Origin of the sequence: Salinibacterium sp. TMP30, assembly GCF_038397785.1 — a bacterium.
GTDB lineage: Bacteria > Actinomycetota > Actinomycetes > Actinomycetales > Microbacteriaceae > Rhodoglobus.
This window is the reverse complement of record NZ_CP151642.1, coordinates 2663075-2685429: the sequence shown is the minus strand read 5'-3', so window position 1 is coordinate 2685429 and position 22355 is coordinate 2663075. Positions and strand designations below refer to the sequence as shown.

At 58.2% G+C, this 22355-nt stretch carries 24 protein-coding genes and 1 pseudogene; 17 read left to right on the top strand and 8 right to left on the bottom strand.

The features are described 5' to 3' along the window. The first annotated feature begins 70 nt into the window (after window positions 1-70). From rpmH to AADH44_RS12945, 8 genes are all read left to right on the top strand, one after another. The gene (gene rpmH, locus AADH44_RS12980) at window positions 71-208 is read left to right on the top strand and encodes a 50S ribosomal protein L34 (protein ID WP_010204566.1); all 138 of its coding nucleotides are present in this window, start codon (window positions 71-73) and stop codon (window positions 206-208) included. Window positions 209-217: 9 nt separating this feature from the next. Next, window positions 218-559 (top strand): ribonuclease P protein component, encoded by a 342-nt coding sequence (rnpA, locus tag AADH44_RS12975; RefSeq protein ID WP_341953286.1) that lies wholly within the window; start codon window positions 218-220, stop codon window positions 557-559. Next, window positions 556-867 carry a membrane protein insertion efficiency factor YidD gene (gene yidD / locus AADH44_RS12970; RefSeq protein ID WP_341953285.1) on the top strand — a complete coding sequence of 104 codons (312 nt, stop codon included), beginning with the start codon at window positions 556-558 and terminating at the stop codon, window positions 865-867. Before rnpA ends, yidD begins: the two co-directional genes overlap by 4 nt. A gap of 7 nt (window positions 868-874) precedes the next feature. Continuing rightward, window positions 875-1870: a membrane protein insertase YidC gene (gene yidC, locus AADH44_RS12965; RefSeq protein ID WP_341953283.1), complete on the top strand. Its 996-nt coding sequence runs from the start codon at window positions 875-877 to the stop codon at window positions 1868-1870. Further along, complete coding sequence (locus tag AADH44_RS12960; RefSeq protein ID WP_341953281.1) at window positions 1867-2397, top strand: R3H domain-containing nucleic acid-binding protein; 531 nt, start codon at window positions 1867-1869, stop codon at window positions 2395-2397. Before yidC ends, AADH44_RS12960 begins: the two co-directional genes overlap by 4 nt. A 14-nt stretch (window positions 2398-2411) precedes the next feature. Then, on the top strand, window positions 2412-3047 hold the full coding sequence (gene rsmG / locus AADH44_RS12955; RefSeq protein WP_341953280.1) for a 16S rRNA (guanine(527)-N(7))-methyltransferase RsmG: 636 nt from the start codon (window positions 2412-2414) through the stop codon (window positions 3045-3047). Between the two features lie 67 nt (window positions 3048-3114). Beyond that, window positions 3115-4032: a ParA family protein gene (locus AADH44_RS12950; protein ID WP_341953279.1), complete on the top strand. Its 918-nt coding sequence runs from the start codon at window positions 3115-3117 to the stop codon at window positions 4030-4032. Then, a complete protein-coding gene (locus AADH44_RS12945; RefSeq protein ID WP_341953278.1) occupies window positions 4032-4982 on the top strand; it encodes a ParB/RepB/Spo0J family partition protein in 951 nt (316 codons plus the stop codon). The genes AADH44_RS12950 and AADH44_RS12945 overlap by 1 nt, the downstream gene beginning before the upstream one ends. Before the next feature lie 398 nt (window positions 4983-5380). Here the strand turns inward: AADH44_RS12945 and AADH44_RS12940 are convergent, their stop codons facing one another. Together AADH44_RS12940 and AADH44_RS12935 are read right to left on the bottom strand one after the other, a co-directional pair. Continuing rightward, complete coding sequence (locus AADH44_RS12940) at window positions 5381-6334, bottom strand: D-alanine--D-alanine ligase (RefSeq protein WP_341953277.1); 954 nt, start codon at window positions 6332-6334, stop codon at window positions 5381-5383. Window positions 6335-6340: 6 nt separating this feature from the next. Continuing rightward, the gene (locus tag AADH44_RS12935) at window positions 6341-7645 is read right to left on the bottom strand and encodes a PLP-dependent aminotransferase family protein (protein WP_341953276.1); all 1305 of its coding nucleotides are present in this window, start codon (window positions 7643-7645) and stop codon (window positions 6341-6343) included. 160 nt (window positions 7646-7805) lie between these two features. On the opposite strand from AADH44_RS12935, the gene AADH44_RS12930 reads away from it, so the two are divergent. Then, the gene (locus tag AADH44_RS12930) at window positions 7806-8750 is read left to right on the top strand and encodes an oxidoreductase (protein WP_341953275.1); all 945 of its coding nucleotides are present in this window, start codon (window positions 7806-7808) and stop codon (window positions 8748-8750) included. Window positions 8751-8782: 32 nt separating this feature from the next. Here AADH44_RS12930 and trxA read toward each other — a convergent pair whose 3' ends face one another. The 4 genes from trxA to AADH44_RS12910 form a co-directional block, all read right to left on the bottom strand. After that, complete coding sequence (gene trxA / locus AADH44_RS12925) at window positions 8783-9109, bottom strand: thioredoxin (protein WP_341953274.1); 327 nt, start codon at window positions 9107-9109, stop codon at window positions 8783-8785. Window positions 9110-9165: 56 nt separating this feature from the next. Next, complete coding sequence (gene trxB, locus AADH44_RS12920; protein ID WP_341953273.1) at window positions 9166-10152, bottom strand: thioredoxin-disulfide reductase; 987 nt, start codon at window positions 10150-10152, stop codon at window positions 9166-9168. 157 nt (window positions 10153-10309) lie between these two features. Beyond that, entirely contained in the window at window positions 10310-11995 is a 1686-nt protein-coding gene (gene murJ, locus AADH44_RS12915) for a murein biosynthesis integral membrane protein MurJ (protein ID WP_341953272.1), read from the bottom strand. Beyond that, a complete protein-coding gene (locus AADH44_RS12910) occupies window positions 11988-13658 on the bottom strand; it encodes a DUF6049 family protein (protein WP_341953271.1) in 1671 nt (556 codons plus the stop codon). The genes murJ and AADH44_RS12910 overlap by 8 nt, the downstream gene beginning before the upstream one ends. Window positions 13659-13783: 125 nt before the next feature. On the opposite strand from AADH44_RS12910, the gene AADH44_RS12905 reads away from it, so the two are divergent. From AADH44_RS12905 to AADH44_RS12870, 8 genes and pseudogenes are all read left to right on the top strand, one after another. Further along, window positions 13784-15235: a CCA tRNA nucleotidyltransferase gene (locus AADH44_RS12905; protein WP_341953270.1), complete on the top strand. Its 1452-nt coding sequence runs from the start codon at window positions 13784-13786 to the stop codon at window positions 15233-15235. 124 nt (window positions 15236-15359) lie between these two features. Further along, window positions 15360-15722: pseudogene (gene rpsF / locus AADH44_RS12900) on the top strand (30S ribosomal protein S6); the annotation flags it as partial. Between the two features lie 167 nt (window positions 15723-15889). After that, entirely contained in the window at window positions 15890-16396 is a 507-nt protein-coding gene (locus AADH44_RS12895) for a single-stranded DNA-binding protein (RefSeq protein WP_341953269.1), read from the top strand. 42 nt (window positions 16397-16438) lie between these two features. Further along, entirely contained in the window at window positions 16439-16702 is a 264-nt protein-coding gene (gene rpsR, locus AADH44_RS12890; protein ID WP_009773575.1) for a 30S ribosomal protein S18, read from the top strand. A gap of 12 nt (window positions 16703-16714) precedes the next feature. Next, window positions 16715-17167 carry a 50S ribosomal protein L9 gene (gene rplI / locus AADH44_RS12885; protein WP_341953267.1) on the top strand — a complete coding sequence of 151 codons (453 nt, stop codon included), beginning with the start codon at window positions 16715-16717 and terminating at the stop codon, window positions 17165-17167. A 398-nt stretch (window positions 17168-17565) separates the two neighbouring features. Then, window positions 17566-18954, top strand: a complete 1389-nt coding sequence (gene dnaB, locus AADH44_RS12880) for a replicative DNA helicase (RefSeq protein WP_341953266.1) — start codon at window positions 17566-17568, stop codon at window positions 18952-18954. 111 nt (window positions 18955-19065) lie between these two features. Then, the gene (locus AADH44_RS12875) at window positions 19066-19710 is read left to right on the top strand and encodes a DUF308 domain-containing protein (protein WP_341953265.1); all 645 of its coding nucleotides are present in this window, start codon (window positions 19066-19068) and stop codon (window positions 19708-19710) included. Continuing rightward, window positions 19711-19956: a hypothetical protein gene (locus AADH44_RS12870; RefSeq protein ID WP_341953264.1), complete on the top strand. Its 246-nt coding sequence runs from the start codon at window positions 19711-19713 to the stop codon at window positions 19954-19956. A 360-nt stretch (window positions 19957-20316) separates the two neighbouring features. Here the strand turns inward: AADH44_RS12870 and purB are convergent, their stop codons facing one another. After that, complete coding sequence (gene purB, locus AADH44_RS12865; protein WP_341953263.1) at window positions 20317-21708, bottom strand: adenylosuccinate lyase; 1392 nt, start codon at window positions 21706-21708, stop codon at window positions 20317-20319. 8 nt (window positions 21709-21716) lie between these two features. Continuing rightward, a complete protein-coding gene (locus tag AADH44_RS12860) occupies window positions 21717-22247 on the bottom strand; it encodes a low molecular weight protein-tyrosine-phosphatase (RefSeq protein WP_341953262.1) in 531 nt (176 codons plus the stop codon). Window positions 22248-22355 lie beyond the last annotated feature (108 nt).

The window sequence follows — 22355 nt, the reverse complement described above, 5'->3', positions numbered from 1 at the left end:
CAGTTGACTTCTGGCCCTAGGGCCAACCAATTCTTCCCGGCCGCCAGAGCTGGGCCTTGGAGATATAGCTATGAGCAAGAGAACTTTTCAGCCAAACAACCGTCGCCGTGCGAAGGTTCACGGTTTCCGTTTGCGTATGCGCACCCGTGCAGGCCGCGCGATCCTCGGCGCTCGTCGTCGCAAGGGACGCACCGAACTCTCCGCGTAATCTCGCCCGGTGCTGTCTAAGGCGAACCGCGTAACTCATCCGAGCGACTTTCGTTTGGCTGTTCGTCGGGGGCGTCGTTATTCCGCACCGCACTGCGTTGTTCATGTGGTGAAGAATGAGCGATCAAACAACGTGCGCTTTGGCTTCATTGTTTCCAAAGCTGTGGGCAACGCGGTAGTTCGCAATAGGGTTCGTCGCAGACTTCGTGCGGCAGCGTTCCAGCTTCTCCACGATGTCGACGTTAGTTCGGACATTGTGGTTCGTGCTCTTGCAGGTTCGGCGCAAGCTGAGTGGGCTACGCTACACGCTGAGATTGCAGAAGGGATCGACCGCATCGTGGTGAAGGAATGAAAACCGTCCTGACGTTCGCGATGCTGATTCCGCGCAACGTGTGTGTTCTCATTCTCCGTGTATATCGTGCAGTCATCTCCCCTCTGTACGGTGATGTGTGCCGTTACTATCCTTCGTGTTCTCACTACACGCTTCAAGCCATTCAACAACACGGAGTTATTCGTGGCGTGTGGCTTGGTTCCCGTCGTATTCTTCGTTGCCACCCGTGGGCAGAGGGCGGAATCGACGACATCCCGGCTCGGCGGCATGACCGCTACCAGATCACCCGGTTCGGCTTTGTTGTAGCCGCAAGCCACGAAAGGGGCTAACCACCACATGGATCTTTTTGCTTTCTTTGGCACACTGTTGTGGCCAATCAAGTGGGTTATTGAGGCAATTCTCGTTGCCTTCCACGAGGTTCTGACCTTCTTCGGGATGAATGCAGATGCCGGCCTCACGTGGGTGTTGTCGATCGTGGGACTTGTGCTCGTGGTGCGTGCTGCGTTGATTCCGGTTTTTGTCCGCCAAATTAAGAGCCAGCGTCGCATGATGGAAGTGGCGCCTCAGCTCAAGAAGATCCAGGACAAGTACAAGGGCAAGAAGGATCAATTCTCTCGTGAGGCTATGTCTCGCGAGACGATGGCGATGTATAAAAACGCCGGTACGAATCCCTTCAGCTCGTGCCTTCCGCTCTTGCTCCAGATGCCCATTTTCTTTGGACTGTTCTCTGTGCTGCGAAATGCGCAGCTAGAGGGCAATGCTCCAGGAGTCGGTTTACTCAACTCTGATTTGTCCGAGTCCTTCGGAACTTCGTCGCTCTTTGGTATCGCCCCTTTACACTTGGCCATTAGTACTGCTGAAGGCAACGTCGCTGTAATCGTCACCGCGGTCATCATGGTGATTTTGATGACCGGCTCACAGTTCATTACGCAACTTCAGATCATGTCGAAGAACCAGTCGGCGGAGATGAAGGCAAGTCCCATGTACCGCCAGCAGCGGATAATGTTGTATCTACTCCCCCTCGTCTTTGCCTTCTCGGGATTCACCTTCCCGCTCGGCGTGATGTTCTACTGGCTCGTTTCGAACTTCTGGACGATGGGCCAGCAGTTCCTCGTGATCCGCAACATGCCGACTCCTGGTAGCGAGGCAGCCTTAGCTCGTGAAGCTCGTTTAGCCAAACGTAACCAGCGCAAGGGAATCATCGAAGAAACCCCCGACTCCGGATCCGGAACTGGGACAGGAACCCTTGTAGCCGAAGAACCCAAGAACCCGCAGCGGGATCAACCCGTTAGCAAGAACCGTGCCAAGAAGAAGCAGGGAAAAAGGAAATGACAAACGTTTCTGACACTGAAAGCGCCGCTGTTGAGACGGCCCTTGTTGATGATCGCGAAGATCGTACTTCTGCTCAGTTGGAAGAAGAAGGCGACATCGCCGCTGACTACATTGAGGAGCTGCTGGACATCGCAGACCTCGATGGTGACATCGAGATTGATGCTCGTTCCGGCCGCGCTTATGTCTCTGTGACGTCGAGCGAGAACACGAATCTGCGTTTGTTGTCTCGCCCCGATACTGTGACTGCGCTCCAAGAATTAACCCGTATCGCAGTGCAGAATAAGACCGGCGCATTCTCGCGCCTCATCCTCGATATTGGGGGATCACGCGAGGCCCGTGCGGCTGAGCTTTCCCATCTCGTTGATACCGCGGTCGAGCGGATTGAAGCGGGGGCGGATTCCGCTGCACTTCCCGCAATGTCCTCCTACGAGCGCAAACTTGTTCATGACGTCGTCGCCGAACGTGGTTTCGTTTCGCAGTCGCGCGGCGAAGGCCGTGACCGCCACACCGTCATCACCCGCCCATAGTTTCACGTGAAACATTGATCGAAGAGTTGGGGCTCGAGATCGAGCCCGAAGTTGCTGCGAAGCTGTTCGGCGAGCGCATCGATCTCGCGCGGCAGTACACCCATAGCCTCGCTCTTCGCGGTGAAGAGCTTGGACTCATTGGTCCCTTAGAAGTTCCGCGCCTGTGGACTCGTCACATTGTGAATTGTGTTCTGGTCGCTCCCCTGCTTCGTCCGGGCCTTGTTGGTGACATCGGTAGCGGCGCCGGGCTTCCAGGACTCGTTCTCGCAATCGCGCGTCCTGATGTCGAGTTTGTTCTCATTGAGCCAATGGAACGTCGCGTTGATTGGTTGAGGGCGGAATCGGACCGTCTCGGGCTGACGAACGTAGTCGTTGATCGCTCGCGATCCCAGGATGCTCCGTATGCCGAAGCTTTGACACAGATGACGGCGCGTGCGGTCACTGCTCTTACAAAGCTGATCCCCGCGACCGAGCACCTCCTTGCACGAGGCGGAGAAATGGTGTTTATGAAGGGCGCCCGCATTGACGAAGAGATTGAATCTGCGTCAAAGGCGATCCGCAAGGCGGGACTAAGGGATGTCGAGTCTCTTGTGCTTGGTGAGGGAATTACCCCAGAGATCACTAGGGTCTTTCGGGCTAGAGTGGACTGATTCGGCCACGAGCTCGGCCGTCACACTACTTCCCGCCTTTTCCGCACCATCAGAAAGAAAGTTTCACGTGAAACATCCCGAAAGCGAAGTCAGCGAACAGAGCAAGTCGTTCGATGAGACCACGCCGCTTGCGCGGGAGATCGCAGAACTCACACGTCGTCGTAAAGCGGTGGCGGCAGCGTCACTCCCCCTGCCCGAGCACCCGCGCGTCTTCACCGTTGCTAATCAGAAGGGAGGCGTTGGCAAGACCACGTCTACCGTGAACCTCGCAGCCGCACTGGCTCGCACGGGTGCACGGGTGCTTGTTATCGACCTTGATCCGCAAGGAAATGCGTCCACCGCTCTTGGTGTAGAACATCGCTCAGAGACTGCGAGCGTTTACGACGTTATTATCAACGACGTTCCCATGGCCGACGTCGTTCAGAAGAGCCCAGAATTCGCGGCCCTATACTGCGTCCCCGCCACGATTCACCTTGCCGGTGCTGAGATCGAACTCGTATCGCTCGTCGCTCGGGAACAGCGGTTACGTTCCGCCCTCGATCAGTTTCTTCAGGATTCTCCTGACGCGTACCATTACGTATTCATTGACTGCCCACCGTCTCTCGGTCTCCTCACAATCAATGCTTTTGTTGCGGCCCAAGAAGTGCTGATCCCGATCCAGTGCGAGTATTACGCGCTGGAAGGTTTGAGCCAATTACTCAACAACATCAAACTCATCGAACGTCACCTCAACCCGAAGCTTCGAGTGTCAACGATCCTGATGACGATGTACGACTCTCGCACGAATCTCGCCAATCAGGTCGTGGATGATGTGCGCGAACACTTCCCCAAACAAGTGCTGACAACAGTGATTCCCCGGTCAGTGAGAATTTCCGAAGCGCCAAGCTACGGACAAAGCGTTATTAGCTATGACCAGAACTCCCCCGGCTCCCTTTCCTATCTGGAAGCGGCGGCGGAGATTGCACATCGAGGAGCACCCCAATAATGGCAGCACCCAAACGCACCGGCCTTGGCCGGGGTATCGGCGCCCTTATCCCAGCATCTGACGAGAACGAACAACGTCCGGTCGACGTCTTCTTTCCTGGCGGCGAGATCTCAACTGAGAAGCTTCGTTCTGTCCCCGGCGCACGCTTGGCAAGCCTCTCCCCCCTCGACATTGTTCCCAACGCTCGTCAGCCTCGCACGGAGTTTCGTGAGGAAGAGCTATCGGAACTCATCGTGTCGATCCGTGAGATCGGCGTGCTCCAGCCCATTGTGGTCCGGCCGCTGACTGGTGCAGTTGAGGGTGAACCGCAGTACGAACTCATCATGGGTGAGCGTCGTCTTCGAGCCAGTAAGCATTTGGGGCTCGCTACAATTCCCGCGGTAATCAAGAGCACCGCGGATGAAGATATGCTGCGCGACGCGTTGTTGGAAAACCTTCACCGCGCAAACTTGAACCCGCTCGAGGAGGCTTCGGCCTACCAGCAGCTACTCTCAGACTTTGGAATCACGCAAGAGCAGCTCGCGGAGCGCATTGGTCGCTCTCGACCCCAGATCACCAACACCTTGCGTCTTTTGCGCCTTCCAGAAAGCGTTCAGCGTCGCGTGGCCGCCGGTGTTCTTACCGCAGGACATGCTCGTGCGCTCCTCTCGCTTCCTGACGCCGAAGGAATGGAGCGGTTGGCCGACAAGATCGTCAATGAAGAGCTCTCAGTCCGCGCAGCTGAGGCAGCAGCTGGCTCTCTTTCCACAAAGCCGGCCCGATCGAAGCCAGCTCGGGGAAAGAAACAAGGGCCGCTGGATGAAATTGCCGAGCGACTTGCTGATCGACTGAACACCCGCGTCAAAGTTACTCTTGGTGCTAGCAAGGGACAGGTCGTAATCGACTTCGCCACGGTCGGCGACCTTAACCGTATCCTCGAAGAGCTTGGCGACACCGGCTTCAACCGCTAACAGCTCGTCAGCTTCCAGCAGGCCACCGCTCGACGTGGTCACGAATGTTTCACGTGAAACTAGATGCGAATGCGAATGCGAATGCGGATGCCGGGTGCGCGGATGCCGCGACCGCGGCTGGTGGAGAGCTCGCTCCTCGCTCCCCGCGCTAAGCGAACGAGCGGCAAGGGCGAAGTTTCACGTGAAACATTCGGCGCGGAGTGTGACTGATCCACTGCTGGCCCGAGCGACTGCTCAACCGAAGGATTGCGCAACCGAAGGATTGCGCAACCGATCGTCGTCGGATTGACGGACGACTAGAGTGCTAGCCGGGCACAGAGAAGTTCTGCGCGCGTGCATGCTGCCCCGCTACTCGATGTTTCACATGAAACATCGGCGATCCGTCTGCGAGAGCTTACCTAAGGTCCCTCGATCGCCGCTTCGGCTAGTGCTGCGTAAACCGAGCCTAAATCGTGCCCGGCTGCAACGAGAGCCTGGGGAAAAATCGATGTTTCCGTTAGTCCGGGAAGCACATTTGCTTCGAGGAACCACGGCGTCCCCGCTCCATCCACGATCAGATCCACGCGGGAGAGATGACGGAGTGCGAGCGCAGTGTGAGCCGTCAAAGCCGTCTCCGCAGCACGATCAGCGTCGTGCTGCGAGATTCGCGCGGGAGCATAAAAGCGGGTCTGACCAGCATTATAGCGAGCCTCAAAGGTGTACGCGCCTGCGACGGGCTCGATTTCAACTGCCGGCAGCGCGACGGGGCCCATGCCGCTGTCGAGAACTCCGATAGCAATCTCAACACCGGTGATGCGCTGTTCGATCAGCGCAACGTCACAGTAGTTGTACGCGTTGACCATCGCTCTCGGCAGGTCGGAACGATCGGAGACAATCGTGACGCCTTGAGCCGATCCGCCCTGAGCGGGCTTGACAACCAACTCTCCCGATAGTTCGTCGGCGAGCTCATCCAGAATGCTATGCGCGCCGAGTTCGCGGAAGGAATCGCGCGAGAGAGCGATCGAGAGGGGTGTGTGCACTCCGACGCGAGAAACGAGTGCTTTTGCGGTGGGCTTGTCCCAAGCGAGCCGGGCAGCATCCGCTCGGGATCCGACGTAGGGAATGCCGATGAGGTCGAGCAGGCCGCGCAAAGCGCCGTCTTCGCCGCTGGCACCGTGAAGCGCAGGCCAGACAACATCCGGCTTGCTCTCTCGAAGGTAGGGAAGCAAGCTGGCATCCGGATCCCGCAGTTCGACGTCTTTGCCCTGCGCAAGAAGGCCGTCGGCTACGCGGCGCCCCGAGCGAAGAGAAACATCACGTTCGTGCGAGATTCCTCCGGCGAGAACAAGGACGCGGGTGGGTGGAGCGTTCATAGTGTCCTAGCTGAGATTGGCGGGAGGGTTGATCATCGACCGTGCGGGGGGCGCAATCGTGAGTGGCGCCGTTTGCGAGAAAGTGTTGAGCAGTTCACGCTCGCCGTTGATAACAGTGGAAAGTCGACGGATGCCCTCGCGGATGAACTCAGGAGTTGGATAGCAGAAGGACAATCGCATATTGTTGCGACCGTTTCCGTCGGCATAGAAGGCGGTGCCCGGGGTGTAAGCCACGAGTTCTTTGACTGCGCGGGGCAGCATCGACTTGGAATCAAGGTTGTCGGGCAGTGTAACCCAGACATAGAAGCCGCCATGGGGAACGGTCCACTGCAGATCGGGGAGGTAGTCATCGAGGGCATCGAGCATGGCATCTCGGCGTTCACGGTATACACCGCGGAAGGTATCGATCTGGCCCTTCCAGTCCGCGACGCTCATATATTCGCTAATGATGTTCTGAGTGAATGAGCTGGGTGAAAGAACAGCAGCCTCATTAGCTAAAATGAGTTTCTCTCTAATCGCGTGGGGCGCGAGCACCCAACCCACCCGGAAACCGGGAGCAAGAGTCTTTGAGAACGTACCGAGGTAGACGACACCATCCCCTTCGACGGAACGCATCGCGTGCGGAGGCGGACCATCAAAGTACAACAGTCCGTAGGGGTTGTCTTCGAGAACCAAAATCCCATTCTCCCGAGCAATCTCCAGCACCTCAAGTCGACGCTGCCAGCTCAGGGTCACGCCTGCGGGGTTACTAAAGGTTGGCACCGTGTACAAAAACTTGATTGTCTTGCCCGCGGCACGAACAGATGCGATGTGAGCGCGCAAAGAATCGGGAACGAGCCCAAAGTCATCCATTTCAACATGAGTGATCTCTGCTTGGAACGACTTGAAGACCACCATTGCCGTCACATAGCTGGGGCCCTCAGCGATAACGACATCTCCGGGATTGATGAACAGCTTCGTGACGAGTTCTAGAGCGTGTTGCGAGCCGGTAGTAACAACAACGTCATCGACGCTCGCCCGGATACCTTCGAGAGCCATTACTTCGAGAATTTGTTCCCGAAGTGCGGGCAAACCTTGGCCCGAGCCGTACTGCAGCGCCGAAGCGCCGCGATTACGCATTACGCGATCAATTGACTCGGTGATGAGGTCTTGAGGCAGGGCAGAGACGTATGGCATGCCGCCGGCGAGCGAAACAACCTCAGGGCGTGAGGCAACGGCAAACAACGCTCGCACTTCGGAGGCCGCAAGCCCAGAGGCGCGGTCCGCATAGTGGTCAAACCACTGGTCGAGGTTATTTGGCTGCGTTGTCATGGGTAGTCCCGTTCGGTTGACTTTAAACAATAGGCGTTTGACGGTTGCGAGCTGAAACTGAGGGATGATTACACGGGGGTAGTGGACTATCTTTCGGGATGCCCGTTCCGAACTACCCTCAGACTGAGTCACCCCCCGGAACATGAAACTAAGGACGCTAGTGAACGCTCGTACCGAATGGACCGCCTCTGACATCGGAGACCTCACGGGCAAAGTCGTGATCGTGACCGGTGCAAACTCGGGCCTCGGCTTTGAAACGAGCCGCGCCCTGCTCACAGCGGGAGCACACGTTGTGATGACGATGCGTACGGCAGAGAAGGCCGCTGCCGCGAAAAGTGCACTTCTGAACGATCTCGGGGAGGTTTCGCTCGAGACGATGCTTCTCGATCTTGCTGATCTCGAATCGATCCAGCACTTTAGCGAAGAGTTTCACGGGAAACATTCGCAACTCGACCTGTTGGTCAATAACGCCGGAATCATGATGACGGATGCCCAACTCACGATCGACGGCTTCGAGTCACAGCTCGGCACCAACCACCTCGGACATTTCGCACTCACCGGTCGCTTACTCGACCTCATCACCGCCACCCCTGGTGCACGCGTGGTGAGCCTGTCGAGCCTGGCCCACGGCTGGGGATTTATGGAGTTCGGAAACCTGATGTTCCAGAACGGCTCCTATACGCCGCGCGCCGCCTATGGTCGTTCCAAACTTGCCAATCTATTGTTCACCTACGAGCTGCAGCGCCGGTTCGAGTCGGCCGGGATCGATGCCACGTCGGTAGCTGCGCATCCCGGAACCGCCGGAACAGGGCTCGCCGACCACATGTTTAACCGGTGGTACCTGCGCCCGCTCAAGGCGCTGGTCTTTTTGGGCATCCAGACGCCGAAGCAGGGCGCTCGGCCGTCTCTGCGTGCCGCAACCGACCCGAGCGCTACCGGAGGTGAGTACTTTGGTCCCTCCGGACGCAAGGAGTACCGTGGCGCCCCGGTACGGGTCGAATCGAGCCCGGCGTCGCACTCTGAGGTTGATGCAGCGAAACTGTGGACCGAATCCGAACGACTCACGGGGGTTAACTACGAAAGCCTCCGAACACCCACTCAGTAGTGGATGCTGGAGGCTTTCGGTCGGCGTGAGTTTTACGCCAGGAACTCTGCGAGGTCTGCTTCGATCGCAGGCTTCGGCTTTGCACCAATAACAGTCTTGACAACCTCGCCACCGCGGAAGACCTTCATCGCGGGAATCGAGGTGATCTGATACTTCATCGCCATCTTCGGGTTGTCGTCAACATTGAGCTTGACGATCTTGATCTTGTCGGCGTTTTCGCTGGCGATCTGGTCAAGGATCGGGCCGACGGCGCGACACGGGCCACACCATTCGGCCCAGAAGTCCACCATGATGGTGTCTTTTGAGTTGATGACGAGTTCTTCAAAGTTGGCGTCAGTTACTTCTGTTGCTGAAGACATTGTGTGTTTCCTTTGTTCGGTGGGATTACGGTGTGAGAACTGCTGCCGAACCGCGGTTAGGCGGCTTCGTCGTCTGCTTCTTCGATTCGTTTGGGCTGGACTGCGCTTGCGACAAGTTCGCGAGGCAGTGACGCGAGGTAGTGTTCTGCGTCGAGGGCAGCAACGGTGCCGGATCCGGCAGCGGTCACTGCTTGGCGGTAGGTGGGGTCGATCACGTCGCCGGCCGCAAAAACTCCGGTGATGTTGGTGCGTGAGGAACGACCATCCACTTCGACGGTTCCGTCAGCGTTGATATCGAGTTGTCCGTGAACCAAATGCGTGCGGGGGTCGGCGCCGATCGCAATGAACAGCCCGCTAACGTCGAGGTGCGACTCAGTGCCATCAACGGTGTCCGTCACGTCGATACCGTCAACCAGTTCGACACCGGTGATGCCGGTTACGGCCTTATTCCACAGGAATTCGATCTTGGGATCGCTGAACGCACGCTCCTGCATTGCCTTCGAGGCTCGCAGCTCATCCTTGCGGTGAATGACGTACACCTTGTCAGCGAACTTTGTGAGGAAGGTTGCTTCTTCCATAGCGGAGTCTCCGCCGCCAACAACCGCGATCGTCTTCTTGCGGAAGAAGAATCCGTCGCAGGTTGCGCACCAGGAAACTCCGTAGCCGCTGAGTCGTTCTTCGTCGGGAAGACCAAGCTTTCGGTAGGCGGAACCCGTCGCAAACACCACGGAGAGAGCCTCGTGAACGTCGCCATTGCCGAGAGTGACCCTTTTGATCTGGCCCTCAAGCTGAAGGTCAGTAACATCGTCGAGAATAATCTCGGCACCGAAACGCTCCGCCTGCTTCTGCATTTCGATCATGAGGTCAGGACCCTGAATTCCCTCGGCAAAGCCAGGGTAATTCTCAACCTCGGTGGTCTTCATAAGTTCGCCACCGGCCTCAACCGAGCTCGCGATCACGAGCGGCGCCAGATTTGCGCGCGCAGCATAAATCGCCGCGGTGTAACCGGCGGGGCCGGATCCGATGATGATGAGTTGACGCACTATTCGTGTCTCCTTGGGATCGTGATTACCCGGTTCAACACATCCTAGCTATGGAGTATTCCGAGTGGCTGTGGCGTGCGGGCTAACAGTAAACAGTTCGCAGCCGTGACCCTTTCGTTTCGCTTAGCGGCGATCACGCTGTGGCGGGAATACAGGATTAGCGGCGGCGCAGGCGCGCCATGATCGGTTGCACAAAGGCGAAGAACTCGTCATTCCTGGTGAGCGCGAGGGTGGCCGAGTAGACGGCGAGCATCCCGGTTCCCGCCATCGCGATCGAAGCGAAACCACCGGAGAACCCGGAGACAACGAACGAGTCTTCACCGAATCCACCCAGCAGCATCAGGATGCCGAACCCGGCACCCGCAGCAGGAATCATGGCGCCAGCAAACCAGAGTGTGCGGCGCACCAGCGGCATCAGCTCAAAGCCGGGAACCCGCTTGCGAACTACGAACAACGCCACCGTGGTTTGGACGGTGCCAGAAATTGTAATGGCTGCGGCGAGGCCCATCGCAATACGTTCCACGGGGAACGTGGAGACAAAGAGTGCTGCAGAGATGTAGAGCACCACTTGGAAACTCTGCAAGAAGAATGGCGTTCGGGTGTCTTCAAACGAATAGAAGACGCGCTGCAATACGTACATGATGCTGAACGGAACGAGACCGACGAGATAAATCATGAGCACGACTGCGAGCGAGGACACCTGTTCATAGGTCTTACCGAACAGCGCACTGAAGGGGTACGAGATCACCACCAGGCCGATAGCGGCGAACACCAGCAGCATCAGAATCGACCTCAACGAGGATGACACGTCGGTCTTCATGGCGGTGAGGTCACCATCGCGAGCGTGCCCACTCATCCGGGTGAAGTAGGCCATGCCGATGGAGACGGCGATGACAGAGTGTGGCAGCATGAAAATGAGCCACGCCGTGCTCATGAGGAGCACGGATGCTCCGCCCGACGCGAGTGACGCAACGTTAGTTTCGACGACGGCGCCGATTTGGGTAACCAGAATCATGCCGAAGGTCCACGACGCTGCCTTGCCTGCCGCGCCGAGACCAACCCCGCGCCACTGGAATTCGGGACGGTAGCGGAGCCCCGCACGATGCCAGAAGTAGGCGAGGATCGCTGCTTGTACGGCAATGCCGAGAGTCGCGCTGCCCGCGAGAATGGCAATCATGTCGGGGGTCCAGGCGGTGGAAGGCAGACCATCGACGCTGCCAAAGAGGAGCTGGAAAACGATGAGGCCAGTCAGCATGACCACATTATTGGCGACGGGTGCCCACGTGAATGGCCCGAATTTACCACGGGCATTCAATACTTCGCCGAGCAACGAATACAGGGCGTAGAAGAGAATCTGGGGCAGGCACCAGTAGGCGAACGCGGTCGCGAGAGCGATTTCGGGCGGTCCGAAATTCTCACTGGTTTGTGTGTAGAGGTGGACGAGGAGCGGAGCGCTGATGGTGGCCGCTGCGGTCACGATCAAGAAGATGACAATACCAAGCGTGACAAGTCGATTGATAAACTTTTGGCCGCCGTCTTTGTGCAGGGCAGCGCGCACAATCTGTGGCACGATTACGGCGCTCAGCATGCCGCCAGCAACAATCGCGTAGACACTTTTCGGCAGCTGGTTAGCGATGCTATAAGCATCACCAGCACCGAATAGGCCCAAAGTACGCGCCAACAGAAGCGCACTGAGGAAGCCCAGGATGCGCGACACAAACGTTCCGGACGCCAGGAGCGCACTCGCCCGACCAATGTTTGATGATTTTTGGGCGGGGAGCCCCACCGAGGCGCTGGGAACGCCGGGCTCAGGCTCAGCTTCGGGACCGGGCTGGTTAGTCATTCACAGGCTTCCGTCGACGCACGATGCTGCGAACGAAGCCAACACTGAAAATCACAACGATGAGCGCAGCGAAAGCGAGAACGATAGGTGTCTCCCAGCCCGCTTGAACATTGATTTCGGTCACTGTGTTCGTACCAATGGGAAGACCCGTGGTGCTCGTAAGACTGATTTCCACATCGACTACACCGTTAGATAACGACCGCACCGGAATATTGCCTTTAGCTTGTGAATTCGCTTCAATCTGCAGTTCTACTCGGCCCTCCCCCACCGCGAGAAGCGCTGTGCGGGGATCAACGGTGATGAAGACCGTCACCGCCTGATTGAGACTGTTGCTCACCGAAACCGGTAAAAAGCTGTTGTCGGCAAGCAGGAGAAAATTGCTCGACTCAACAACAGTGACCGAAGTTTGCAGGTCACGAGATTCGACCAAGAAGCCATCGACCTCGGTGAGCCATTGGGCAGAATCCTCCGTCGGGATGGTGCCCAAGACGTCGAGCATAGCGAGCCGGCGCTGTGCAATAAGTGCTTCTGGATCTGCAGCGATGGAAAAGAAGCTGCGCTCTTGCTGAGCCGCGGAGAACATGCGGTTGACGTCGCTAAGGAGAGCATCGCTCTGGGGCATGTCAGCGACGGTGGCGGGGGACGCCGTTGCCGTCGCCAGAGTCGTCAGTGGAACAAGCGTTATTGAGGGACTTGCCGTCAGGCTCGCAAGCGCAGTATCCAATCGTGCAGAACTCAACTCAAGCGAATGGTCGATCGTGATGAGCACAGATGCGATGTCAGCAGACTGGGCTGAACCCGCAGCAAGAACTGCAGAGGCAAGCGCGGTTTCAGTGGAGGTCACATCGCGATCGAGAGTGGAGCCGAGCGCCTCATCCATTGCCGCCGATGCTGTCGAATCGGAAATTAGTGAGGTCATGCCCCCGATCGTGGCGACCGAACCGGCTCCCGGTTCCCGTGAAACATTCGTCGATGACAACACCACGGTGCGGAAGCCGCTCTCCGCAAGCACGCCCAGATCGCTCGACACAACAGTGTTTGCTCGAGGATGCACGAAACCGTCGATGGAGTAATTCCACGCGAGAAGCTCCTCGGTTGTCGGATAGGCGGGCACTTCGTCTGCTCCGACATCCATGGGGTCTGGCGTGGGGTTCGGTGCAGGGTCAGCTTCAGCAGACTCGACAAAATTGGCCGGATCGAGCGCGAAATCAAAACTAATCGGACCGAGAGTGCTTGCTTCGTTTGACTGAGTTGCCAGTGTTGGATCGGAGTTGGCGTACGGCAGCGGAACGATCTCATTGCCCAGGAGAGACAGCCGTTCCAGCCAATTGCGCGCAGACTCCGGAGCACTCGTGCCCAGCACGCGAATGGAGGCCAAGATCATGGGGTCAATGGCCACCGCTATCGGCTTGCCGGCAACGGCATCCAATTGGCGGGTAAGGAGACCTAAGGGGTCGGTGTAGTCAGCAAGCGCTTTAGCGCTGATCAGCCCACCGCTGCCGGTAGGCACCGTGAGGGGTGCAATTACGGAAACCTGAGTGGCCGCGGATGCGGTTGTCAGCGCAGGAACGGTGGCTACGCTCGGTGCGGCGCTGGCTCCGCTCGCGGCGAGAGTGAGGCCGAGAGCGAGCGCGATAGCGGCGCTGAAGACTCTTAACGGCAAGGGTCGACCCCGTACTCTCGCTCGGCCAGCATGATGTGAGTTTATTCTTCCTTGTCTGAATGGTGGGTGCGTTGTGGGTACATCGGGCGAAATGCTCCCCATGATCGTGCGAAACTAGTCGCACTATGGAGAGTGTTGCCAACGCAATTAAGAGTCTGGGAAAGCTTGCCGACTCTAAACCCGTAGCCACCCTAGCGGCGCGATTCACTGCCGAAGGTTTCGAACTCGCGCTTGTGGGCGGACCGGTGCGAGATGCCTTCTTGGGTAGAGCGGTCACCGACCTCGATTTTGCGACCAATGCGAACCCTGATGACATCATGCGGATCGTCACACCGATCTCTGAAGCCCAGTGGGATATCGGTCGCGAGTTCGGCACGATTGCCGCGCGTATCGATGGTGAGACGGTAGAAATCACCACCTACCGCGCCGAGAGTTACGACGGCGCAACGAGAAAGCCGGTTGTTGTTTTCGGTGATTCCTTAGAAAAAGATCTCGAACGCCGCGACTTCAGCGTCAACGCGATGGCGTTGCGCTTGCCCGAGCGTGTTCTGGTCGACCCCTGGGGCGGAGTCGAACATCTGTTAAGTAAAACCATTTCGACGCCAGGTTCGCCCGAAGTGTCGTTTGGTGATGATCCCTTGCGGATGATGCGAGCCGCACGGTTCACCTCTCAGCTCGGCTTCACGGTCTCCCCCGATACAGTTCGCGCGATGACTGAGCTGGCACCGCGCATCGACATCGTGAGTGTTGAGCGCGTCAGTGATGAGCTCACAAAACTGTTGAAGACGGATGACCCGGTTCCGGGCATCCGCCTGCTGGTGGAGACGGGGCTTGCAGAGCAGGTGCTTCCCGAGATTCCGGCCTTGAAGCTTGAAGTGGATGAGCATGCTCACCACAAGGATGTGTACGAGCATTCCCTCACGGTGTTGCGTCAGGCAATTGAGCTTGAGAAGACCCGCCCGGGCATTGAGGGACCTGATCTCGTGCTGCGTATCGCTGCTCTCCTGCACGACATTGGCAAGCCGTCTACGCGCAAAATTGAGCGCGGAGGTGTGGTTACCTTTCACCACCACGATGTTGTGGGAGCGAAGCTGGCGACCAAACGGCTGCGAGCTCTGCGTTTCGACAAAGAGACCATCACGTCAGTCGCCCGCCTTGTTGAACTGCATTTGCGGTTTTTTGGCTACACCGAAGGGGCGTGGACCGATTCAGCGGTGCGCCGCTATGTGCGGGATGCCGGTGGCCAGCTTGAGCGCTTGCACATCATCACCCGGGCGGATGTCACCACCCGCAATGTGCGCAAAGCCGACCGTTTGTCCTTTGCCTACGATGATCTCGAGGACCGCATCGCGGCGATAGCCGAAGCTGAGGGAATAGCGGCAGTTCGTCCCGATCTCGACGGCGAGCAGATAATGGCGATTCTGGGGCTCAAGCCCAGCCGTGACGTGGGTGAGGCCTACAAGTTCTTGCTTGAGTTGCGCCTCGACGAGGGCCCGCTCGGGGAGCAGGAAGCAGAAAAGCGACTGCGCGGGTGGTGGGCGGAGCACCAGCAGCACCAACCGTCCCCTTCGCCTTGAGTATTGCCCCACAATGCAACTACACTAGGCAGGTTGTCTGACTGCCTCTAGGTGGAACGACGAACGTCAACACCCTCCTGTTACAGATCGTCTGTAACCGTTTAAGTCCGAAGGAGGTGGGTTTGTGACGCATCAGTACGAACTCATGGTCATCCTCGATCCAGAGATCGACGAACGCACCGTGGCTCCCAGTCTCGACAAGTTCCTCAATGTCATCCGCAATGACGGTGGCAGCATCGATAACATCGATATTTGGGGTCGCCGTCGTTTGGCCTACGAGATCAATAAGAAGACCGAAGGCATCTATGCCGTCGTCAACTTCACTGCAGAGAGCGCGTCTACTGACGAGCTCGACCGCCAACTTAAGCTCAGCGAAGCTGTCATGCGCACCAAGGTGCTGCGTGCAGAAGCTGGCTTCGCCCAGGTAGCTGCTGCCAAGAAGATTGCTGAAGAGAAGGCTGCCCGCAAGGCTGCCGCTCCGGCAAAGACTCCGGCCGCTGCAACCAAGGCTCCTGCCGCATCCAAGGCTCCGGCTGCTGCGACTAAGGCTCCGGCCGAAGAAGCGAAGGCTCCTGCTGCTGCACCTAAGGCTCCTGTCGAAGAAGCGAAGGCTCCTGTCGAAGAAGCCAAGGCTGAAGCGGAAGCAGAGTAGTCGTGGCCGGCGAGACAGTCATTACGGTCGTGGGTAACCTCACGGCAGATCCTGAACTGCGCTACACGCAGGGCGGACTTGCTGTAGCTAACTTCACCATTGCCTCAACGCCGCGCACCTTCGATCGAGCATCGAACGAGTGGAAAGACGGAGAAGCACTCTTTCTCCGCGCTTCGTGCTGGCGTGAATTCGCCGAGCACGTTGCGGGAACACTGACTAAGGGCAGCCGCGTTATCGCGCAGGGCCGCCTTCGTCAGCGTTCCTACGAAACCAAAGAGGGCGAAAAGCGCACGAGCATGGAACTGGAGATCGACGAGATCGGTCCCAGCCTCCGCTACGCAACCGCGCAGATCACCCGTGCACCCCGTGACAGCTCGGCTCCTCGTGCAGCCCAGCAGAGCGGCGGCGGCCAGCCTTCTAAAGAAGAGCCGTGGGCAGCTAGCGCTCCCGCAGCATCTGGTGACGTATGGAACACCCCCGGCAACTACTCCGACGAGACGCCTTTCTAGGCACTCGACGCTAAGTCTTAATTACAGAAAGAAGTAACACTCATGGCAGGAAAGAGCAGCGGCGACCGCCGCAAGCCCATCCGCAAGGGCAAGGACGGCAAGAACGCCGCACCAGCCAAGTCGATCCGCGTAGGCGTTATCGACTACAAGGATGTCGCTACGCTTCGTAAGTTCATCTCCGAGCGTGGAAAGATCCGCGCCCGTCGTATCACCGGTGTTTCCGTTCAGGAGCAGCGTCTCATCGCCACGGCCGTCAAGAACGCCCGTGAGATGGCATTGCTGCCCTACGCCGGCGCAGGCCGTTAAGGAGCCACCGACATGTCTAAGCTCATCCTCACTCACGAAGTGACCGGTCTCGGCGCTCCTGGTGACGTCGTTGACGTAAAGAACGGCTTCGCTCGTAACTACCTCATCCCCCAGGGCTTCGCCGTGGCGTGGACTCGCGGTGGCGAAAAGCAGGTCGAATCCATCAAGGCAGGTCGCGCATCGCGCGAGCACGCCACTCTCGAAGAAGCGCAGGACCTCAAGGCTCGCCTCCAGGCGACCAAGGTCAAGCTCACCGTGACCGCTGGTCAGGGTGGACGACTGTTCGGTTCGGTTAAGCCAGCACACGTCGCAGAAGCTGTTGCGAGTGCTGGTCTTGGCGAAATCGACAAGCGCAAGATCGAGATCCCCACAGCAATCAAGATTGTTGGTGACCACGAAGCTACGATCCGTCTGCGTGACGACATCGTTGCAACCATCACCCTTCAGGTTGTTGCAGGCAAGTAACTATAGTTCTCCAAGGACGACGAGCCGATTGGCTCGTCGTCCTTGTGGTTTAAGGCCACTTGTCAAGTCCTTTATACACAGGAATTCGAAAACACACGGAACCCTCAAGCCGGACTTTAGACATGTTTCTACACACTGTGTGTGAATTGTAAAAATGCAGGTCAGGAACTCTTTACGCGAAAAATTCGTTCGAGTTTCCACAGTTGTTTCCACAGCTTGCTCACAACACTTCCGGCGTTTCCCCGGAGTTGTGCACAGCCCTATCCACAGCCCCAGTTGTGGGTAGTTGATTCTGCTTCGTAGTGTGAAGCAGCCTTGGAGCGGGTCCCGGTATGGCGGACTGCCTAAGTGTCGGGGGTGGCGCGTATAACTAGGGCTGCCCCACTAGGAGGAAACGTATGTCTATTGCGCACTTGGGTCTCGCCGGTGACGAACGTCAGTCGGGCGAACCTCGCGGCGGCTCACGCGGCGACCGCGTACCCCCTCACGATCTCCTCGCAGAACAAAGCGCGATCGGCGGCATGCTTCTCAGCAAAGACGCCGTCGCTGACGTCATCGAAACCGTTCGCGGCGCAGACTTTTATGTTCCCAAGCACGAGACGATCTTCAACGCCGTACTGACGCTCTACTCGCACGGTGAGCCCACCGACGTTATCGCGGTCACCGACGAGCTCACTAAGACGGGTGACCTCTCCCGCGCCGGCGGAGTTGAATACCTTCACACGCTGACCGGCATTGTTCCCACTGCAGCGAACGCTGGCTTCTACGCCAACATTGTCACCGAGAAAGCGGTGCTGCGCCGCCTCGTCGAGGCCGGAACTCGAATCGTGCAGATGGGCTACGCCAGTGAGGGAGAAGTCCTCGACCTCGTCAATAACGCCCAGGCAGAGATCTACTCGGTCACCGGTGGTGTTGAGACTGAAGACTACGTGCCGCTCACCACCGCCGTCGAGAGCGCCATCGACGAGATCGAAGCAGCGCGTGGCCGCGACGGCCAGATGATCGGTGTTCCCACCGGATTTGCCGAGCTCGATGAACTGACCAACGGATTACACCCCGGCCAACTGATCATTTTGGCTGCGCGACCCGCCATCGGTAAGTCGACTCTTGGTTTGGACTTCGCTCGCGCAGCATCCATCCACCATGATTTGCCGTCAATCGTGTTCTCCCTAGAAATGGGTCGCAGCGAGATTGCTATGCGACTGCTGTCAGCAGAAGCAAGTGTTCCCCTGCAACACATGCGCAAGGGTTCCGTGCACGCCAACGACTGGACCACAATCGCTCAGACACGCGGTCGCATCAACGATGCGCCTCTCTACATTGACGACAGCCCCAACATGACCCTCGTTGAAATTCGTGCCAAATGCCGTCGACTCAAGCAGAAGGTCGGCCTGCGCATGGTCATCATCGACTACCTGCAGCTCATGACCAGTGGTAAAAAAGTTGAATCCCGTCAGCAAGAAGTTAGTGAGTTCTCGCGTGCGCTCAAGCTGCTCGCCAAGGAACTCGAAGTTCCTGTGATCGCGATCTCACAGCTCAACCGTGGACCTGAACAGCGAGCCGACAAGAAGCCTGCCCTCTCCGACCTCCGTGAATCGGGATCGCTCGAGCAAGACGCCGACATGGTCATCCTGTTGCACCGCGAAAGTGCCTACGAAGCAGACAGCCCCCGCGCAGGAGAAGCTGACCTGATTATCGCCAAGCACCGAAACGGACCTACCCGCACGGTCACCGTTGGCTTCCACGGACACTTCTCACGCTTCGTCGACCTGCCTCCGGGATCTTAAGGGATCACCAGTCAGCGGGCTCGCCTGAGGCCGCTGACAGGGCACCGTCTGCGAGCGACGCCAAGCGGCTTAGACTAGAGGCAACCGCTTGTTCAGAAAGAAGGCGATCGCTTGACTAGTGCTCACGCTGAGCCGCTGCCGACATCCACTGCGTGGTACGTGCCGTTAGCCAGAGCAATTCCGGCCCTTGCCTTAGCCATCGTCGTCACATTTTCGGCCGATCATTCTGCTCGGCTCGGGCTCGTTACGCTGGCCAGCTTCACACTCGTCGCTGGCGCAGTACTGGTGACGGCCAGTGTGATCTCGCCCCATAAGGGTGTGTCACGCAACCTGTGGATCACGCAGGGTGTCGTCACCGTTGCAACCGCGATCGCAGCATTTGTCGCTACCGGTGGCGGGCAGGCCTATTTCGTGTTCCTGTTGACAGCATTTGCTGCAATCACTGGATTTATCGAGCTCTACCTCGGACTCCGCAGCCGCGGGAGAGACGCATCTTCGCGCGACTGGGTGTTCGTTGGTGCCCTCACCGCACTACTCGCCCTCATCGTGCTGCTAGTCCCCCCGGGATTTAGCCAGCCATACACCGGGCCCGACGGTATCGATCGCGAACTGACGGCATCCATTGTGGTGGTCGGCTTACTCGGAGCTTATTGGGCCATCCTTGGTGTGTATTTAGTAATTGCTGCATTCTCACTCAAGTGGAGCAACAAAGACCACGACTCGGTCGCCGCAGCCGTGCAACAGAAAGAGGATTAGGTGGTTTCCCCCAACAAGCGTGACCGTACGCGCCCAGCTGAGATGCTCGGTCTTTCCGGAATCTTTGGGGTATTCACGGGCCTCGTCGTCTTCATGTCGACCCGCGACTGGATGATCGGCCTCATCTTTGCCGGAGTCGCCTTCATCGTCTCACTCGTCGTGATAGCCATGCTCGTGCTCGCGGTACGCCCAGACAAGGACGAACTGCTTGACATGGATGAGCAAGACCGCGACGCGGCACACTAGTCGCGTCCGCACGGAGGTTCGCTAACGAGCTGCTTTCGCCTTGACCGCGTCTTGCCGCAATTGCGTTTGCTTTCGCTGGCTACCGGGTCGGCCTACCCGTTGTACTGCGGCTGATCGCCGGGGTGGCCAAGCCCAGCGGGCAGATGCCACCTTTTGCAGTTGTTCGAGGAGCGTCACGATAACGACGCTGCGACCACGGAAACTCAGGAAAAGCGTTTGCGGCTGGGGCTCATGACGAACAGAACTGGCCGGATTCTTGGGATCGGATGTCTAGCGTCGCCCCATCTTCCTGAATTTCCACAGTGAGGAGACCGGCCTTGTGCAGAGCGAAATGCTGCCACGCACGCGCGACAGTATGAGTTACTTGCTGTCACCCAAGTAGTCGACGAGCGAGCTGGCAAGCCCAACATAGGTGGCTGGGGTCAGCGCCTGCAGGCGAGCTTTGGCCTCCGCACCGATATCGAGTCCAGCGATGAATTCACTGAGGTCGGTGGAGTTGATGCGCTTGCCCCTCGTGAGTTCCTTGAGGATCGCGTAGGGATCACTGATGGTGCTGCGGCCGGCGGTGACTTCCGCACGAATAACCGTCTGGATGGCTTCGCCTAGGATCTCCCAGTTGCTATCAAGATCAGCGTCGAGCGCGACCGGGTTGAGGGCGATCTCGTGAAGTCCACGCTCGATGTTGTCGAGGGCGAGCAGCGAGTGTCCGAACGCGACACCCACATTGCGTTGGGTGGTGGAGTCGGTGAGGTCGCGCTGCAGCCGCGAGGTTACGAGAGTCTGAGCGAGCGACTCAAGTAGTGCGCTCGAGAGCTCGAGGTTGGCTTCAGCGTTCTCAAAACGGATCGGGTTGATCTTGTGCGGCATCGTCGATGAGCCCGTCGCGCCTGCCTGGGGAATCTGGCGGAAGTAACCCATCGAAATGTACGACCACACGTCGGTGCAGAGGTTGTGCAGCACCCGGTTGGCGTGGCTTGTAGCTTGGTAGAGCTCAACTTGCCAGTCGTGCGACTCAATCTGTGTAGTCAGTGGGTTCCAGTCGAGCCCCAAGGACTCGACAAACTCTTTCGAGAGTGCTGGCCAGTTCTGCTCAGGGTCAGCCGCGAGGTGTGCGGCAAAGGTGCCGGTCGCGCCGCTGAATTTGCCGAGGTAGCTGATGCCCTCAATGCGAGTCAGGATGCGGTCAAGGCGGTAAACGAAAACAGCAAACTCCTTGCCCATTGTGGTGGGCGTTGCGGGCTGGCCGTGCGTGTGAGCGAGCATCGCGTTGTCGCGCATCAGTTCAGACTGCGCACGCAACGCGGTGAGCACAATACGGAACTTGGGCAGCCACACTTCGCGCACTGCATCCGAGATGGTGATTGCGTAGGAGAGGTTGTTGATGTCTTCGCTGGTCGCAGCGAAGTGGGTGAGTTCGGCAATCGAGGTGAGGTCGAGTTCGTCGAGTTTGGCGCGCACGAGGTATTCGACGGCCTTGACGTCGTGACGAGTGGTTGCTTCGAGTCGAGCGAGCTCGTCGATCTGCTCCTGCCCGAAATCGGTGGCAAACGCGCGCAGTGCTGTGATCTGTTCAGCGCTCAGCGGGCGGGAACCAAAGAGGCTCTTGCCGGTGAGGAAGATCAACCATTCGACCTCCACGTGCACGCGGGCCCGGTTGAGTCCCGCTTCGGAGAGGTGCTCCCCCAGTGCCGACACGGCGGGGCGGTAGCGGCCATCGAGGGGGCTTAGTGGTTGAACGGGCAACGGGCTCATGAGGCTCCCTAGGTGTTTGCGGTGTTTGCGGTGATTCCTGGTGTGATCTGACGAAATAGCGAGCCGCACGCCTTCTCGATCATGACGAGAACATGGTCGAAGAGTGCGGCATCCGAATAGTAGGGGTCTGGCACGTCAATGAGATGAGCGAGGTCGCTATCAAAGCCCAACATGGGCTGCACTTTTGACCGGTCTTGGTCGCTGGGTGCCCAGGTGCGCAGAATTCGTTCTTGTCCTCGATCGAACGCGACGATGAGGTCAAGCTTGCTGAACCATTCGGGGTCAAACTGGCGGGCTCGATGCCCAGCACCATTGTAGCCGCGGGCCGCGAGGGCGTTGATGGTGCGATCGTCGGCGGGTTCGCCGACATGCCAATCGCCGGTTCCTGCTGAGGTGACGGCAATGCGTTTGTTGAGTCCGGCTGTGGCAATGAGGTCGGTGAAAACAGCTTCAGCCATGGGAGACCGACAGATATTGCCGGTGCACACAAAACACACCTTGAATGTCGTCGAGTCGGAGAGAGCACGCTCGAAAGTCATGCTTCATTCTGTCGCAGTTTCGACTCCTCAACAGAGGTGGTTCAGGGATTGGCTTCCCGGATGCCTATCGGCCACCTCACATGGCACAGGACGTTAACGAGAGTTGGG

Bases quoted from the DNA above. Each gene is read 5' to 3' on its own strand.
- rpsR (WP_009773575.1), top strand. From the start codon at position 16,439: ATGGCAGGAAAGAGCAGCGGCGACCGCCGCAAGCCCATCCGCAAGGGC.
- dnaB (WP_341953266.1), top strand. From the start codon at position 17,566: ATGTCTATTGCGCACTTGGGTCTCGCCGGTGACGAACGTCAGTCGGGC.
- yidD (WP_341953285.1), top strand. From the start codon at position 556: ATGAAAACCGTCCTGACGTTCGCGATGCTGATTCCGCGCAACGTGTGT.
- murJ (WP_341953272.1), bottom strand. From the start codon at position 11,995: ATGACTAACCAGCCCGGTCCCGAAGCTGAGCCTGAGCCCGGCGTTCCC.
- purB (WP_341953263.1), bottom strand. From the start codon at position 21,708: ATGAGCCCGTTGCCCGTTCAACCACTAAGCCCCCTCGATGGCCGCTAC.
- rpmH (WP_010204566.1), top strand. From the start codon at position 71: ATGAGCAAGAGAACTTTTCAGCCAAACAACCGTCGCCGTGCGAAGGTT.
- AADH44_RS12960 (WP_341953281.1), top strand. From the start codon at position 1,867: ATGACAAACGTTTCTGACACTGAAAGCGCCGCTGTTGAGACGGCCCTT.
- yidC (WP_341953283.1), top strand. From the start codon at position 875: ATGGATCTTTTTGCTTTCTTTGGCACACTGTTGTGGCCAATCAAGTGG.
- trxA (WP_341953274.1), bottom strand. From the start codon at position 9,109: ATGTCTTCAGCAACAGAAGTAACTGACGCCAACTTTGAAGAACTCGTC.
- AADH44_RS12940 (WP_341953277.1), bottom strand. From the start codon at position 6,334: ATGAACGCTCCACCCACCCGCGTCCTTGTTCTCGCCGGAGGAATCTCG.
- rplI (WP_341953267.1), top strand. From the start codon at position 16,715: ATGTCTAAGCTCATCCTCACTCACGAAGTGACCGGTCTCGGCGCTCCT.
- AADH44_RS12945 (WP_341953278.1), top strand. From the start codon at position 4,032: ATGGCAGCACCCAAACGCACCGGCCTTGGCCGGGGTATCGGCGCCCTT.
- AADH44_RS12860 (WP_341953262.1), bottom strand. From the start codon at position 22,247: ATGACTTTCGAGCGTGCTCTCTCCGACTCGACGACATTCAAGGTGTGT.
- AADH44_RS12935 (WP_341953276.1), bottom strand. From the start codon at position 7,645: ATGACAACGCAGCCAAATAACCTCGACCAGTGGTTTGACCACTATGCG.
- AADH44_RS12905 (WP_341953270.1), top strand. From the start codon at position 13,784: ATGGAGAGTGTTGCCAACGCAATTAAGAGTCTGGGAAAGCTTGCCGAC.